At 61.8% G+C, this 14,267-nt stretch carries 16 protein-coding genes; all 16 read right to left on the bottom strand.

The genetic code is table 11. The features are described 5' to 3' along the window. Positions 1-23: 23 nt before the first annotated feature. Positions 24-845, bottom strand: a complete 822-nt coding sequence (locus FA90_RS18940) for a PPK2 family polyphosphate kinase (RefSeq protein ID WP_036171469.1) — start codon at positions 843-845, stop codon at positions 24-26. Then, positions 842-1,270, bottom strand: a complete 429-nt coding sequence (locus tag FA90_RS18935) for a CoA-binding protein (RefSeq protein WP_036171465.1) — start codon at positions 1,268-1,270, stop codon at positions 842-844. Before FA90_RS18935 ends, FA90_RS18940 begins: the two co-directional genes overlap by 4 nt. Positions 1,271-1,441: 171 nt before the next feature. Then, complete coding sequence (msrA, locus tag FA90_RS18930) at positions 1,442-1,954, bottom strand: peptide-methionine (S)-S-oxide reductase MsrA (protein WP_036171464.1); 513 nt, start codon at positions 1,952-1,954, stop codon at positions 1,442-1,444. Positions 1,955-2,086: 132 nt separating this feature from the next. Next, positions 2,087-2,512, bottom strand: coding sequence for a F0F1 ATP synthase subunit epsilon (locus FA90_RS18925; protein WP_036171462.1), 426 nt, complete (start codon positions 2,510-2,512; stop codon positions 2,087-2,089). Positions 2,513-2,538: 26 nt separating this feature from the next. Further along, positions 2,539-3,945, bottom strand: a complete 1,407-nt coding sequence (gene atpD / locus FA90_RS18920; protein WP_036171460.1) for a F0F1 ATP synthase subunit beta — start codon at positions 3,943-3,945, stop codon at positions 2,539-2,541. Positions 3,946-4,000: 55 nt separating this feature from the next. Beyond that, positions 4,001-4,882, bottom strand: a complete 882-nt coding sequence (atpG, locus tag FA90_RS18915) for a F0F1 ATP synthase subunit gamma (RefSeq protein ID WP_036171458.1) — start codon at positions 4,880-4,882, stop codon at positions 4,001-4,003. Between the two features lie 61 nt (positions 4,883-4,943). Then, the gene (atpA, locus tag FA90_RS18910) at positions 4,944-6,479 is read right to left on the bottom strand and encodes a F0F1 ATP synthase subunit alpha (RefSeq protein WP_036171456.1); all 1,536 of its coding nucleotides are present in this window, start codon (positions 6,477-6,479) and stop codon (positions 4,944-4,946) included. A gap of 70 nt (positions 6,480-6,549) precedes the next feature. Further along, positions 6,550-7,083 (bottom strand): F0F1 ATP synthase subunit delta, encoded by a 534-nt coding sequence (locus tag FA90_RS18905; RefSeq protein WP_036171454.1) that lies wholly within the window; start codon positions 7,081-7,083, stop codon positions 6,550-6,552. 2 nt (positions 7,084-7,085) lie between these two features. Continuing rightward, complete coding sequence (locus FA90_RS18900; protein ID WP_036171452.1) at positions 7,086-7,556, bottom strand: F0F1 ATP synthase subunit B; 471 nt, start codon at positions 7,554-7,556, stop codon at positions 7,086-7,088. Positions 7,557-7,629: 73 nt separating this feature from the next. After that, positions 7,630-7,872, bottom strand: a complete 243-nt coding sequence (atpE, locus tag FA90_RS18895; RefSeq protein WP_036171449.1) for a F0F1 ATP synthase subunit C — start codon at positions 7,870-7,872, stop codon at positions 7,630-7,632. An 89-nt stretch (positions 7,873-7,961) separates the two neighbouring features. Next, complete coding sequence (gene atpB, locus FA90_RS18890; RefSeq protein WP_036171446.1) at positions 7,962-8,795, bottom strand: F0F1 ATP synthase subunit A; 834 nt, start codon at positions 8,793-8,795, stop codon at positions 7,962-7,964. Positions 8,796-8,797: 2 nt separating this feature from the next. Next, positions 8,798-9,136, bottom strand: coding sequence for an ATP synthase subunit I (locus tag FA90_RS18885; protein ID WP_036171442.1), 339 nt, complete (start codon positions 9,134-9,136; stop codon positions 8,798-8,800). 280 nt (positions 9,137-9,416) lie between these two features. Next, the gene (locus FA90_RS18880) at positions 9,417-10,304 is read right to left on the bottom strand and encodes a ParB/RepB/Spo0J family partition protein (RefSeq protein ID WP_036171439.1); all 888 of its coding nucleotides are present in this window, start codon (positions 10,302-10,304) and stop codon (positions 9,417-9,419) included. An 87-nt stretch (positions 10,305-10,391) separates the two neighbouring features. Continuing rightward, positions 10,392-11,162 (bottom strand): ParA family protein, encoded by a 771-nt coding sequence (locus FA90_RS18875; RefSeq protein WP_036171435.1) that lies wholly within the window; start codon positions 11,160-11,162, stop codon positions 10,392-10,394. A gap of 110 nt (positions 11,163-11,272) precedes the next feature. Then, positions 11,273-11,932 (bottom strand): 16S rRNA (guanine(527)-N(7))-methyltransferase RsmG, encoded by a 660-nt coding sequence (gene rsmG / locus FA90_RS18870; RefSeq protein ID WP_036171432.1) that lies wholly within the window; start codon positions 11,930-11,932, stop codon positions 11,273-11,275. Then, complete coding sequence (gene mnmG, locus FA90_RS18865; protein ID WP_036171429.1) at positions 11,929-13,887, bottom strand: tRNA uridine-5-carboxymethylaminomethyl(34) synthesis enzyme MnmG; 1,959 nt, start codon at positions 13,885-13,887, stop codon at positions 11,929-11,931. The genes rsmG and mnmG overlap by 4 nt, the downstream gene beginning before the upstream one ends. Between the last annotated feature and the right edge of the window lie 380 nt (positions 13,888-14,267).

Raw genomic sequence — 14,267 nt, 5'->3', positions numbered from 1 at the left:
CGCCGTCCCGCTATTTGAACCGCTCAGTCGATCTTGATCGCCGCCGGATCGAATTTCGGCGCCGGCCATTCCAGCTTCATGCCCTGCATGGTCTCGAGCAGCAGGTTGGCGACGATCAGGTTGCGGTGGGTCTTGGAATCGGCCGGCACGATGTACCAGGGCGCATGATCGGCATTGGTGGCGCGGATCGCGGCCTCGTAGGCGCGCTGGTAATCGTCCCATTTGTCCCGCACCGTGAGATCATTCGGATCGAACTTCCAGTGCTTTTCCGGATCGTCCAGGCGCTCCTGCAGGCGTTTCCTTTGCTCGTCCTTGGAAATGTGCAGGAATACCTTCATCACCGTCGTGCCGGTCTCGACCAGCATGCGTTCGAAATCGCGGATGTGCGCATAGCGGCGCTTGACGGCTTTGTTGTCGAGGTCGCCGGACGCGCGCGGCACCAGCACATCTTCGTAGTGGCTGCGGTTAAAAATGCCGATTTCGCCGTTGCCGGGCACGCGTGCATGCACGCGCCACAAGTAATCGTGCGCTTTTTCCTTCGTGCTCGGGGCGACGAAGCCGGTCGCGTGCAAGCCCATCGGATTGATCTGCGAAAACAGATGGGTGACGGTACCATCCTTGCCGGACGTGTCCATGCCTTGCAGGATCAGCAGCAGCTTGCGGTTGCGGCTAGCGTACAGCTTTTCCTGCAGCTTGGCGACCTCGCCGGTCAACTCGACGGTCAAGGCACGCTCGCGTTCCTTGGCCTTGCCGTTGCCGCTTTTGTCGCGCAGCGGCGTGGCGCCGGCGTCCTCGTCGCGCAGTTTCAGGTTCCCTTTGGCGCGGAACAGCTCGCGCGCGCTCATGCCTGCTGTGCGAGCCGGCTGTGCTCGATCAGCATGCAGTGGTTCATCACCACGTCCAGCCCCGCAGCGCGCGCCAGGTCGGCCGCGGCGCGGTTTTCGATCCCGAGCTGCATCCACAAGGCGCCGGCGCGCACGTCGATGGCGTCCTGGGCGATCGGCGGCACGTCTTCCGGCTTGCGGAACACGTCGACCACGTCGATGCGGACCCCGCTTTGCGCCAGCGCGTCGGCCGCTTCCTGCAGCGATGCGTAGGCTTTTTCGCCGTAGATTTCCTTGCCCGCGTAGGCGGGATTGATCGGGATCACGCGATAACCCTGCGATTGCAGGTATTCGCCGACTTCGTTGCTGGCACGCTCGGGCTTGTCGGACGCGCCGACGATGGCGACGGTCTTGGCGGATCGTAGAATTTGTTCGATGGTGCGCATGGCTGGGCCTGTATTTGGTCGTTATCGCTGATTTCTGGTGCTTGAAATCAGCTTATCAGATTTATATCGGCGGGCGCGCCGCCGTGCCGGCTGCCGTCACCTTATTCATCGCGCCAAAAGAAAAGGCAGCCGAAGCTGCCTTTTCGCTTATCCAAGCTTAGCCGACTGCAATCACGCCGCGCGTTCGTCGCGGTGCGGCAGGCGCCAGTCGCGGCGGATGTAGTGGCAGGTATAGCCGTTCGGATGCTTGACCAGGTAATCCTGGTGCTCCGGCTCGGCTTCCCAGAACGGGCCGGCCGGCGCGACTTCGGTCACCACCTTGCCGGGCCACAGGCCGGAGGCGTCGACGTCCTTGATGGTATCGAGCGCGACCTCATGCTGCTGCTCGTTGGTATAAAAGATCGCCGAGCGGTAGCTCATGCCGACGTCGTTGCCCTGGCGGTTTTTCGTGCTCGGGTCGTGGATCTGGAAGAAGAACTCGAGCAGGCGGCGATAGCTGATCTGATCGGGATCGAAGTTGATTTCGATCGCCTCGGCGTGGGTGCCATGGTTACGATAGGTCGCGTTCGGCACGTCGCCGCCCGAGTAGCCGACACGGGTCGACACGATACCGGGAATCTTGCGCAGCAGATCCTGCATGCCCCAGAAGCAGCCGCCTGCCAGGATTGCGGTTTCTTGTTTCATGATGCGTCCTTTCGAGCCATCGTTGTAGTCTGTTCAAGATGAGGACAAATCGGCGAATTTCCAGCACGCCCAGGCAATAAAAAAGGCAGCCCGGAGGCTGCCTTCTTGATGAGCACTGGATGAAACCAGCGATCAGCGCCCTTTCGAGCGCAGCTTGGCGATGGCCGCCAGCTGGGCGATCGCCGCCGCCAGTTCGGCTTGCGCCTTGGCGTAGTCGATCTGCGAGTCCTTGTTGACCATCAGCTCTTCGGCCTTGCGCCTGGCTTCCTGGGCTTTCGCCTCGTCCAGGTCGGCGCCGCGGATCGCGGTGTCGGCCAGGACGGTCACGCCTTTCGGCTGGACTTCCAGGATGCCGCCGGCCACGAAGACGAACTCTTCATCGGCGCGGCCGGCCACCTTGATGCGCACCGCACCCGGGCGGATGCGCGTGATCAAGGGGGTGTGCATCGGGTAGATACCCAGCTCACCCGATTCACCCGGCAACGCGACGAATTCGGCTTCGCCCGAGAAGATCAACTCTTCGGCCGAGACGACGTCAACTTGAAGTGTGTTTGCCATGTGTGTCCTTTGAAGAGGCTACCGGATTAACCAGCCGCCAGCTTCTTGGCCTTCTCGATGGCTTCTTCGATGGTGCCGACCATGTAGAACGCCTGCTCCGGCAGGTGGTCCAGTTCGCCCGACGCGATCATCTTGAAGCCCTTGATCGTGTCTTTCAGCGAAACGTACTTGCCCGGTGCGCCAGTGAACACTTCAGCGACGTGGAACGGCTGCGACAGGAAACGCTGCATCTTGCGCGCGCGAGCGACGACCAGCTTGTCTTCCGGCGCCAGTTCGTCCATGCCCAGAATCGCGATGATGTCGCGCAGTTCCTTGTAGCGCTGCAGGGTGCCCTGGACGGCGCGCGCGGTCGAGTAGTGTTCGTCGCCGACGACGAGCGGGTCCAGCTGGCGCGAGGTCGAGTCCAGCGGGTCCACGGCCGGGTAGATGCCCAGCGACGCGATGTCACGCGACAGCACGACGGTCGAGTCCAGGTGGGCGAAGGTGGTCGCCGGCGACGGGTCGGTCAAGTCGTCCGCGGGGACGTACACGGCCTGGATCGAGGTGATCGAGCCGGTCTTGGTCGAGGTGATGCGCTCCTGCAGGCGGCCCATTTCTTCGGCCAGGGTCGGCTGGTAGCCCACTGCCGACGGCATACGGCCCAGCAGTGCCGACACTTCGGTACCGGCCAGGGTGTAGCGGTAGATGTTGTCGACGAAGAACAGAACGTCCTTGCCTTCGTCACGGAACGCTTCGGCCATGGTCAGGCCGGTCAGCGCCACGCGCAGACGGTTGCCCGGCGGTTCGTTCATCTGGCCGTAGACCATCGCCACCTTCGAGTTCGGCAGGTTGTCCAGGTCGACGACCTTGGCATCGGCCATCTCGTGGTAGAAGTCGTTACCTTCGCGGGTACGCTCGCCCACGCCGGCGAACACGGACAGACCCGAGTGCGCCTTGGCGATGTTGTTGATCAGTTCCATCATGTTGACGGTCTTGCCGACGCCGGCGCCGCCGAACAGGCCGACTTTACCGCCCTTGGCGAACGGGCACACCAGGTCGATCACCTTGATGCCGGTTTCCAGCAGGTCTTGCGACGGCGACAGCTCGTCGTACAGCGGGGCCGAACGGTGGATCGACGCGGTGCGCTCGGCGTCAACCGGGCCGCGTTCGTCGATCGGGTTGCCCAGCACGTCCATGATGCGGCCCAGGGTTGCCTGGCCGACCGGCACCATGATCGGTGCGTTGGTGTTCTGGATGGTCATGCCGCGACGCAGGCCTTCCGAGCTGCCCAGTGCGATGGTGCGGACGATGCCGTCACCCAGCTGTTGCTGCACTTCCAGGGTCAGTGCGGAGCCTTCCATTTTCAGTGCGTCGTACACTTTCGGCATTGCGTCGCGCGGGAATTCCACGTCGACCACGGCGCCGATACACTGAACGATTTTGCCATCAGCCATGTTCGTTCCTTCAGATATAGTTTTAATTTCGTTTGCGTGAGACCGTTACGCCGGCTTAGCCGCTGATTGCAGCTGCGCCCGACACGATCTCGGACAGTTCTTTGGTAATCGCCGCCTGGCGGGTCTTGTTGTAGACCAGCTTCAGCTCGCCGATGACGCTACCCGCGTTGTCGGTCGCGGCCTTCATCGCCACCATGCGCGCCGACTGCTCGGACGCCAGGTTCTCGGCCACCGCCTGGTAGATCAGCGCTTCGACGTAACGCACCATCAGCTCGTCGATCACGACTTGCGCGTCCGGCTCGTAGATGTAATCCCACGCGTGGCTGCCGCTGTCGGCCTGCAGCGCCGCTGCCGGCAGCGGGAGCAGCTGCTCGACCACCGGTTCCTGGCGCATCGTGTTGATGAACTTGGTGTAGCACAGGTACACCGCGTCCAGCTGACCGTCCTGGTAAGCGTCCAGCATGACCTTGATCGGGCCGATCAGCTTGTCCAGGTGCGGGGTGTCGCCGATCTGCGTCACGCTCGACACCACGTTCACGCCGATGCGGTTCAGGAAACCCAGACCCTTGTTGCCGATCGCGACCGCTTGAATGCGCTTGCCCGCGCCTTCCAGCTCGCGGGACTTCTGCGTCACCTGGCGCAGCACGTTGGTGTTCATGCCGCCGCACAGACCCTTGTCGGTCGTGACGACGATGAAGCCGACGGCTTTCGCATCCACGTCCCTGGCTTGCGCCATGAATGCGTGCGTGTATTCCGAGTTCGCAGTGGCGAGGTGGGCCGTGATGTTGCGGACCTTCTCGCTGTAGGGACGGGCGGCGCGCATCCGGTCCTGCGCCTTGCGCATCTTGGACGCGGCGACCATTTCCATCGCCTTGGTGATCTTCTTCGTATTTTCTACGCTCTTGATCTTGCCACGTATCTCTTTGCCTGCTGCCATGAGCCCTTACTCCTTATGCGGGCGGGATTCAAGCTCCCGCCCGGCGTTCATTCAGAACGGCTTAGAACGACTTCTTGAAATCGGCGACGGCGGCGCCCAGTGCGGCTTCGCTGTCCTTGTCCAGCGCCTTGCTCTGCTCGATCTTCGAGAGCAGGTCGGCGTGGCTCGACTTCAGGTAGTTGTGCAGGCCGGCTTCGAATTCCAGCACGCGCTTGACGTCGATGCTGTCGAAGTAGCCTTTGTTGACGGCGAACAGCGACGCGCCCATCAGCGAGATCGGCAGCGGCGAGTACTGCTTCTGCTTCAGCAGTTCGGTCACGCGCGCACCGCGGTCCAGCTGCTTGCGGGTCGACTCGTCCAGGTCCGATGCGAACTGCGCGAACGCAGCCAGTTCACGGTACTGCGCCAGGTCGGTACGGATACCGCCCGACAGGCCCTTGATGATCTTGGTCTGGGCAGCGCCACCGACGCGCGACACCGAGATACCGGCGTTGATCGCAGGACGGATACCGGCGTTGAACAGCGAGGTCTCCAGGAAGATCTGGCCGTCGGTGATCGAGATCACGTTGGTCGGCACGAACGCCGAGACGTCGCCCGCCTGGGTTTCGATGATCGGCAGTGCGGTCAGCGAGCCGGTCTTGCCGGTCACGGCGCCGTTGGTGAAGGCCGACACGTAGTCGGCGTTCACGCGTGCGGCGCGCTCGAGCAGGCGGCTGTGCAGGTAGAACACGTCGCCCGGGTAGGCTTCGCGGCCCGGCGGACGGCGCAGCAGCAGCGAGATCTGGCGGTAGGCGACGGCTTGCTTGGACAGGTCGTCGTACACGATCAGCGCGTCTTCGCCGCGGTCGCGGAAGTATTCGCCCATCGCGCAGCCCGAGTAGGCCGAGATGTACTGCATTGCCGCCGATTCCGACGCCGAGGCAGCCACGACGATCGTGTATTCCATCGCGCCGTGCTCTTCCAGCGAGCGCACGATGTTCTTGATGGTCGAAGCCTTCTGGCCGATCGCGACGTACACGCAGGTGACGCCCTGGCCCTTCTGGTTGATGATCGCGTCGACTGCGACAGCCGATTTACCGGTCTGGCGGTCGCCGATGATCAGCTCGCGCTGGCCACGGCCGATCGGCACCATCGCGTCGATCGACTTGATGCCGGTCTGCAGCGGCTGCGACACGGATTCACGCGCGATCACGCCCGGGGCGATCTTTTCGATCGGGGCGGTCAACTGGGTGTTGACCGGACCCTTGCCGTCGATCGGCTGGCCCAGTGCGTTGACGACGCGGCCGCGCAGTTCCGGACCGATCGGCACTTCCAGGATGCGGCCGGTGGTCTTGACGGTGTCGCCTTCGGAGATGTGCTCGTAAGCACCCAGGATCACGGCGCCGACCGAGTCGCGCTCGAGGTTCATCGCCAGACCGAAGGTGTTACCCGGGAATTCCAGCATCTCGCCCTGCATCACGTCCGACAGACCATGGATGCGGCAGATACCGTCGGCCACGGAGATCACCGTGCCTTGGTTACGAACATCAGCCTGACCTTCGAGGCCCTGGATGCGGCTCTTGATCAGTTCGCTGATTTCAGACGAATTAAGTTGCATGAGTGCTAACTCCTAATAGTTTCTTGATGCGTAGGGCAAGGCTTGGACCGACGGGACGGTGCAAAGGTCCTCAGGCCACCAGCGCGTTGTGCATCTGCTGCAGCTTCGCGCGGACCGAGGTATCCAGCACTTCGTCACCGACGACCACGCGTACGCCACCGATCAGCGACGGGTCCACAGTGACCGTGGGGTTCAGCTTGCGGCCAAATTTCTTTTCCAGTGCGGCAGCCAGGGCATTGACCTGGTCGGCCGACATGTCGAACGCGCTGAACACCAGCGCGTCAGCCGCGCCCAGCTGTGCATTCTTGAGCACGCTAAACTGCGCGGCGATTTCCGGCAGCAGGGCGATGCGGCCGTTTTCGGCCAGCATCGCGATGAGGTTCTTCGCTTCGGCGTTGAGCGGCGACTTGACCAGGGACGCAATCGTGTCGGCCAGCTGGCTTGACGCGACGTTCGGGTTGCTGGCGAACGCCTGCACGTCCGGGTTGGCGCCGATCTGCGCCAGTTCCGACATCAGGTTGGACCAGGCCGCCATGTCGCCGTTCTGGGCGACACGGAACAGCGCTTCGGCGTAAGGGCGGGCGACGGTTGCGAGTTCAGCCATGATCAGAGCTCGGTTGCCAGACGGTTCAGCAGGTCGGCGTGGGCCGCTGCGTTGACTTCGCGCTTCAGGATCTGCTCGGCGCCGGCGACGGCGAGTGCAGCCACCTGGCCGCGCAGTTCTTCGCGCGCGCGGTTGATTTGCTGCTCGGCGTCGGCTTTCGCGCCTTCGACGATGCGCGCGGCTTCGACATTGGCGGTCTGCTTGGCTTCTTCGATGATCGCTGCGGCGCGCTTTTCGGCGTCGGCGATGCGCTTGGCGCTTTCATCGCGGGCGCCGGCCAGTTCGGCGGCGACACGCTTTTCGGCAGCGGCCATTTCTGCCTTGCCACGGTCAGCTGCGGCCAGGCCGTTCGCGATCCTCTCGGCGCGCTCGTCGAGCGCTTTCATCACCGGCGGCCACACGAATTTCATCGTGACGAACACCAGGATGAAGAAGACCACGAACTGAACAAACAAAGTTGCGTTCAAGTTCACGGTAAATTCCTTCTCACAAAAACGGATGCCGAACCGCGGAGGTTCGGCTGTTCAGAATCGAATGGTGCTTCGATTAGCCGTGGAACGGATTTGCGAAAGCGAACAGCATGGCGATACCGACGCCGATCAGGAATGCCGCGTCGATCAGACCAGCCAGCAGGAACATCTTGGTCTGCAGGGTGTTCATCAGTTCAGGCTGACGTGCCGAGGCTTCCAGGTATTTGCCGCCCATGATCGCGATACCGATACATGCGCCGATAGCACCCAGGCCGATGATCAGACCGCAAGCCAGTGCAACGAAAGAAACGTCAGTCATGAGAATTACTCCAAAAGTTGAATTTAAAAAGTCAAAAATTTACTACTTCTTTACTACCACTATCTTGTTCGTTCTTGCGATCGCGTCGGTCAGTGGCTCTCGTGGGCCTGACCGATATACACCAGCGTCAGCATCATGAAGATGAAGGCCTGCAGGGTCACGATCAGGATGTGGAAGATTGCCCAAGCCGAACCAGCAACGATTTGGCCGACGATACCGAACGGTCCAGCCAGGGCGCCGAGCAGAGCAATCAACAGGAACAGCAGCTCGCCGGCGTACATGTTGCCGAACAGTCGCATTGCGAGCGACACGGTGCGAGCTGCGTATTCGATCAGGTTCAACAGCAGGTTGAACGGGGCCATGTAGATGCCGAACGGCGCTGCAAACAGTTCATGGATCCAGCCGCCGATGCCCTTGATCTTGACGTTGTAGAACAGGACCACGGCGAGCACGCCGAGTGCCATGCCCAGGGTGCCGTTCAGGTCGGCGGTCGGGACGACACGGAAGTGCGTCTCGCCCATGCCCATCGCACGCAGGATGGCGGCGAACAGGTCGACCGGCAGGAAGTCCATCGAGTTCATCAGAAATACCCAGACGAACACGGTCAGCGCCAGCGGAGCGATGAAGCTGCGGTCGCCGTGCACGATCGACTTCGCCTGGTCGTCGACCATTTCGACCACCGCTTCCAGGGCGCCCTGGAAACGGCCCGGCACGCCCGAGGTGGCGTTGCGTGCGGCCAGCCACATCACGAAAATGCCGATCACGCCCATCAGGATCGACCAGAAAATGGTGTCGAGGTTGACGGTGTGGAAGTCGACCACGAAGCTCTGTGGGTTCAGGGTCAGGTGGCCCAGATGGTGCTTGATGTATTCGCCGGCGGTTGGGGCATGCTCCACCGCGGTTTCTACCGCTTGAATCGTCATTGTCAGTGCCTAAATAATAAAATGATGTAACTTTTCAGCGCCACGATGAACCCGCACAGCAGCGCGAGCCAGTTCAGACCGTGGTAGAGCCGCGCCGTTGCGAACAACAGCGCAAGTGTCAGAGCAATCTTTACGAATTCCCAGATAAAAAATGTGGCGGGGTTTGCACCGCCCAGTTTCTGCGAATTGGCGAACAGGCGAAACGCCATGATGCCATTGGGCACGACACAACACATCCCGCCAAGTACCGCCGAAAACATCGCGGACCACCCTCCCAGCAGTCCGGCGATCGCGCCGGCTACAAGCGTTGCCAGGATTTGCAGGGAGACCAGACGCAACATTGTTATTGTTCTTTCGCGCTGGCCGTTGTGGAACCGAGTTACGGTGTGGTAATTACATGAATCAGCGGGATTATAAGTGGTTATGAATGCCGTCGTCAAACTGTTCGCGCTGAATGACGTACGTTAGCCGATGTAAAAACGACAAACAAAATTTCGGCTAAGTTGTTAATTTTCCTACAGAATTTACGTTTTGCGTATGCATGGGGGGGAGAACGCGTTCACAATCCCGCACGGTAGGTGAACGCGCGGCGCACCTGCCGGGTGCGCCGATGCACCTCGGCTACGCGCGCAGGCGCGCGAGCACGCTGTCGAGCACGTCGAGATCGGCAAAGTCGATGATCATCTGACCCCTGCCCTTCGTGCCCATCTTGAATACGACCGGCGTGGCCAGGCGGTCCGACAGTTCCTCTTCCAGGCGCACGATATCGCCCGACTTGTCTTTTGCGCGCGCGGCCGCGGCCGGAGCGTTTTGTTCTTCCAGCGAACGCGCCACCAGCTTCTCGGTCTCGCGCACCGACAGCCGCTTGGCGATCACGTGGTTGGCCAAGGTGATCTGGCTGGCGGCGTCGACCGCGAGCAGTGCGCGCGCGTGGCCCATGTCGATGTCGCCGGCCATCAGCATGGTTTGCACCGGCTGGGCCAGGTTCACCAGTCGCAGCAAATTCGACACCGCGCTGCGCGAGCGGCCGACCGCCTGCGCCGCCTGCTCGTGGGTGAAATCGAATTCCGAGATCAGGCGCGCGATGCCCTGCGCTTCTTCCAGCGGATTGAGGTCTTCGCGCTGGATGTTCTCGATCAGCGCCATCGCCGCGGCGTTCTGGTCGTCGACTTCGCGCACCAGCACCGGGATCTCTTCCAGGCCGGCCATCTGCGCCGCGCGGAAGCGCCGTTCGCCGGCGATGATCTCATATCTGGCCGTTCCCTCGCCGGGTGCGTCGATGGGGCGCACCAGTACCGGCTGCATGATGCCCTGGGTCTTGATCGAGGCCGCCAGTTCGGTCAGCGAACCTTCGTCCATGCGCGTGCGCGGCTGGTATTTGCCGGCTTGCACCTGCGCAACCTTCAGCGAGGACGGCGAATTGCTCGGCGTGGCCGGGGCGTCGTCGGGATCGCCGCCGAGCAGCGCGTCGAGGCCGCGGCCGAGTCCCTTGAGTTTTTTGGTTGCCATGATGTTGAAGTGGTCGAGTTATCTAATTGGGAGCGCTCGAGAACCGTAGTGCGCATCGGAGAACGAAATGCGATGCGCGGCGGGTTCTCACATCGATTTGATGCGCTCGATCATTTCGGCGCCAAACGCAATGTACGCTTGCGCCCCCTTCGCGGACGGATCGAACACCACGCCCGGGATGCCGTACGACGGCGCTTCGGCCAGGCGCACGTTGCGCGGGATGATCGTTTTGAAAACCTTGTCGCCGAAGTGCTGCTCGAGCTGGGCCGAGACCTGCTGCGACAAGGTCATGCGCGGATCGAACATCACGCGCAGCAAGCCGATGATCTTCAGATCGTTGTTCAGGTTGGCGTGCACCTTCTTGATCGTGTTGACCAGGTCGGACAAGCCCTCCAGGGCGTAGTACTCGCATTGCATCGGGATGATCACGCCGTGCGCGCACACCAGGCCGTTCAAGGTCAGCAGCGACAGCGCCGGCGGACAGTCGACCAGGATGAAATCGTAGTCGGCGTCGACCTTGGCCAGCGCCTGCTTCAGGCGCCGCTCGCGGTTGTCCAGCTCGACCATCTCGACTTCGGCGCCGGCCAGCTCGCGGTTGGCGGGCAACACGTCGAAGCGCCCTGCTTCGCTGCGCAGGCGCGCCTCGGCCACCTCGGCCTGGCCGAGCAGCACTTCATAGATCGAGGACTCGAGCCCGGCCTTGTTGATGCCGGCGCCCATGGTCGCGTTGCCCTGCGGGTCGAGGTCGACCAGCAGCACGCGCTGGTCGAGCTTCGCCAGACCCGCCGACAGGTTGACGCTGGTCGTGGTCTTGCCCACCCCGCCCTTCTGGTTTGCTACGCAAAATATTTTTGCCATGTATGCTCTTCAAGCCATACCGTTCATACCATTTAAACGATATATACTGTTTATTCTGTATGTTGGTATTAACTGTTTATACTGTTTATTCATGATCGAAGGAATTGAGTTTAATCTCGTTTTTCCGATGCGCGCTCGATGAAAACCAGGTGCCGCTCCGCGCCCAGCCTGGGTACCTGCAGCGGCTCCACCTTCGTCACATTCCATGAGGCCGGTACCCGCTGGCGCTCCTCTTCCGGCGCGACCCCTTTCAAGGCGATGTATCGCCCGCCATCGGCCAGCAGGTGCGAAGACCAGTTGACGAAATCGGACAGGTCGGCAAAAGCACGCGAGGTGATGACGTCGAATTTGTCGCTGACCTCCAGTTCCTGGACCTTCATCGTGTACACGGTAACGTTTGCCAGGCCCAGCTCGGCTTTCACTTGCGTCAAAAAGGCCGTTTTCTTGTGCACCGTGTCGATCATCGACACTTTCATGTCCGGCCGTACGATGGCCAGCACGATACCGGGCAGGCCGCCCCCGGCACCCACGTCGAGGACGTTGTGCGCCTGCGCAAAAGCCGGTACCGCCGCCAGCGAATCGAGCAGGTGATGGGTCACCATCTGCATCGGGTCACGCAGCGAGGTCAGGTTGTAGACGCTGTTCCACTTGAACATCAGCCCCAGGTAATCCATCAGCTGATCTTGCTGGGCCGGCGATACGTCCAGCCGCATCTCGGCGATGCCCTCTTTCAAAACCTGGGTCAGGGTATTGCGGTCGAAATGCTTCATGCCGCCGATTCCTTGCTTGCGCTGGCTTCCAGCGCGGTGTCCGGCGCATTGGTAAACCCCTTGGCGCCGCGTTTTTTCAGGTGTACCAGCAGCAGCGAAATTGCCGCCGGGGTCACGCCGGAAATGCGCGACGCCTGGCCCAGCGTTTCCGGTCTCTGCTTGTCGAGCTTTTGGCGGACCTCGATCGACAGCGCCGTGATCTCGAGGTAGTTCAGGTTCTCGGGCAACTTGAGGTTTTCGTAGTAATCGTGGCGTTCGACTTCGCGCGCCTGGCGGTTGATATAGCCCGAGTATTTCAGCTGGATCTCGACCTGCTCCCTCACCGCCGCATCCTCGACGCCCGGACCTGCCAGCGCCTGGCCCTCGACACCCTGCATCGTGACCAGCGTGTCGTACTCGACACCCGGACGGCGCAGCAGATCCGCCAGGTTGTACTCGCGTTCGATCGCCTGACCGAGCACGCGCTCGGATTCGGCGGCGGCCAGGATGCGTGGGTTGACCCAGGTCGAGCGCAGGCGTTCCAGCTCGCACGCGACGGCTTCGCGTTTGCGCTCGAACGCTTCCCACTGCGCATCGCCGATCACGCCGAGCTGGCGACCGATTTCCGTCAGGCGCATGTCGGCATTGTCTTCGCGCAGCGACAGGCGATATTCCGCGCGGCTAGTGAACATGCGATACGGCTCGGCCACGCCCTGCGTGGTCAGGTCGTCGACCAGCACGCCGAGGTAGGCTTCCGAGCGGCCGGGCGCCCAGGCGTCTTTGCCCTGGGTCTGCAGCGCCGCATTGATACCGGCCAGCAGGCCCTGGGCCGCGGCTTCCTCGTAACCGGTGGTGCCGTTGATCTGGCCGGCGAAGAACAGCCCCTGGATCGCCTTGGTCTCGAGCGAGGCTTTCAAACCGCGCGGGTCGAAATAATCGTATTCGATCGCATAACCGGGGCGCAGGATAAAAGCGTTTTCCAGGCCTTTCATCGAACGCACCAGCGCCAGCTGGACGTCGAACGGCAGGCTGGTGGAAATGCCGTTCGGGTAGAACTCGTTGGTCGTCAGGCCTTCCGGCTCGAGGAAGATCTGATGCGACTCTTTCGACGCGAAGCGGTGGATCTTGTCTTCGATCGACGGGCAGTAGCGCGGGCCGACACCTTCGATCACGCCGGTGTACATCGGGCTGCGGTCCAGGCCGTTGCGGATGATGTCGTGCGTCTGCGCGTTGGTGTGCGTGACCCAGCATGGCAACTGCTTCGGATGCATCGCCGCATTACCCATGTACGAAAACACCGGCACCGGATCGAGGTCGCCGGGTTGTTCGGTCATCTGGCTGAAGTCGATGCTTCTGCCGTCGATACGCGGCGGGGTGCCGGTTTTCAGACGGCCCTGCGGCAACTCCAGTTCTTTCAGGCGGCTCGACAGCGAGACCGCCGCCGGATCGCCGGCACGGCCAGCCGTGTAACTCTGCAGGCCGACGTGGATCTTACCGTCGAGGAAAGTACCTGCCGTTAGCACGACCGCACGCGCGCGGAACTGCAAGCCGATCTGAGTGACCGCGCCGACGACGCGGTCAGCTTCGACCATCAGGTCGTCGACGGCCTGCTGGAACAGCCACAGGTTCGGCTGGTTTTCGATGCGGCTGCGGATCGCTGCCTTGTACAGCACGCGATCGGCCTGGGCGCGGGTCGCACGTACGGCCGGACCTTTGGAGGAGTTCAGGATGCGGAACTGGATGCCTGCCTCGTCGGTAGCGATCGCCATCGCGCCGCCGAGGGCGTCGACTTCCTTGACCAGATGGCCCTTGCCGATACCGCCGATCGACGGGTTGCAGGACATCGCGCCCAGGGTTTCGATATTGTGAGTGAGCAACAGGGTCTTCTGGCCCATGCGCGCAGACGCGAGCGCCGCTTCGGTGCCGGCATGGCCGCCGCCAACGACGATCACGTCGAATTCTGTCGGAAATAGCATTATGGAATGTGGTGCGAGGAGAGTTAAGCGAGGATTATAGAAGCTTTTTTCTGTCGGGCTTCGGTGAAGGGCCGAAAACGACAGAATTTGTTTCACGTGAAACCAAGTTGACAAGGTATGGATGAGCTTGTTATCGACAGGTGAGTACACCCATACTGAGCACCGAACCGACACTCGACCGGCCCAAAGCAATGCGTCGACTACGGTCGATAAGTCATTGCACTCATCTGCAAGCAAGTGCGCCCCGCTGCACCGGCGTCCGTCCGCTTCACCCAAATAAGGATGATGCAAATGGGTTACAAGCCTGCTGCAGCCAGTGCGAAGATAAATTCACACGAGCACACTTGATGAAGGAAGCCTTCCGCGACCACAACAGCACG

It is taken from the genome of Massilia sp. 9096 (genome assembly GCF_000745265.1).
Classification (GTDB): domain Bacteria; phylum Pseudomonadota; class Gammaproteobacteria; order Burkholderiales; family Burkholderiaceae_D; genus Telluria.
Note: the sequence above shows the minus strand (reverse complement) of the source record. Positions and strands in the feature narration are given on the sequence as shown.

What these genes read in the sequence shown, in the direction of transcription:
- FA90_RS18940 (WP_036171469.1), bottom strand. Translation starts at nt 845, where the DNA reads ATGAGCGCGCGCGAGCTGTTCCGCGCCAAAGGGAACCTGAAACTGCGC.
- FA90_RS18935 (WP_036171465.1), bottom strand. Translation starts at nt 1,270, where the DNA reads ATGCGCACCATCGAACAAATTCTACGATCCGCCAAGACCGTCGCCATC.
- msrA (WP_036171464.1), bottom strand. Translation starts at nt 1,954, where the DNA reads ATGAAACAAGAAACCGCAATCCTGGCAGGCGGCTGCTTCTGGGGCATG.
- FA90_RS18925 (WP_036171462.1), bottom strand. Translation starts at nt 2,512, where the DNA reads ATGGCAAACACACTTCAAGTTGACGTCGTCTCGGCCGAAGAGTTGATC.
- atpD (WP_036171460.1), bottom strand. Translation starts at nt 3,945, where the DNA reads ATGGCTGATGGCAAAATCGTTCAGTGTATCGGCGCCGTGGTCGACGTG.
- atpG (WP_036171458.1), bottom strand. Translation starts at nt 4,882, where the DNA reads ATGGCAGCAGGCAAAGAGATACGTGGCAAGATCAAGAGCGTAGAAAAT.
- atpA (WP_036171456.1), bottom strand. Translation starts at nt 6,479, where the DNA reads ATGCAACTTAATTCGTCTGAAATCAGCGAACTGATCAAGAGCCGCATC.
- FA90_RS18905 (WP_036171454.1), bottom strand. Translation starts at nt 7,083, where the DNA reads ATGGCTGAACTCGCAACCGTCGCCCGCCCTTACGCCGAAGCGCTGTTC.
- atpE (WP_036171449.1), bottom strand. Translation starts at nt 7,872, where the DNA reads ATGACTGACGTTTCTTTCGTTGCACTGGCTTGCGGTCTGATCATCGGC.
- atpB (WP_036171446.1), bottom strand. Translation starts at nt 8,795, where the DNA reads ATGACGATTCAAGCGGTAGAAACCGCGGTGGAGCATGCCCCAACCGCC.
- FA90_RS18885 (WP_036171442.1), bottom strand. Translation starts at nt 9,136, where the DNA reads ATGTTGCGTCTGGTCTCCCTGCAAATCCTGGCAACGCTTGTAGCCGGC.
- FA90_RS18880 (WP_036171439.1), bottom strand. Translation starts at nt 10,304, where the DNA reads ATGGCAACCAAAAAACTCAAGGGACTCGGCCGCGGCCTCGACGCGCTG.
- FA90_RS18875 (WP_036171435.1), bottom strand. Translation starts at nt 11,162, where the DNA reads ATGGCAAAAATATTTTGCGTAGCAAACCAGAAGGGCGGGGTGGGCAAG.
- rsmG (WP_036171432.1), bottom strand. Translation starts at nt 11,932, where the DNA reads ATGAAGCATTTCGACCGCAATACCCTGACCCAGGTTTTGAAAGAGGGC.
- mnmG (WP_036171429.1), bottom strand. Translation starts at nt 13,887, where the DNA reads ATGCTATTTCCGACAGAATTCGACGTGATCGTCGTTGGCGGCGGCCAT.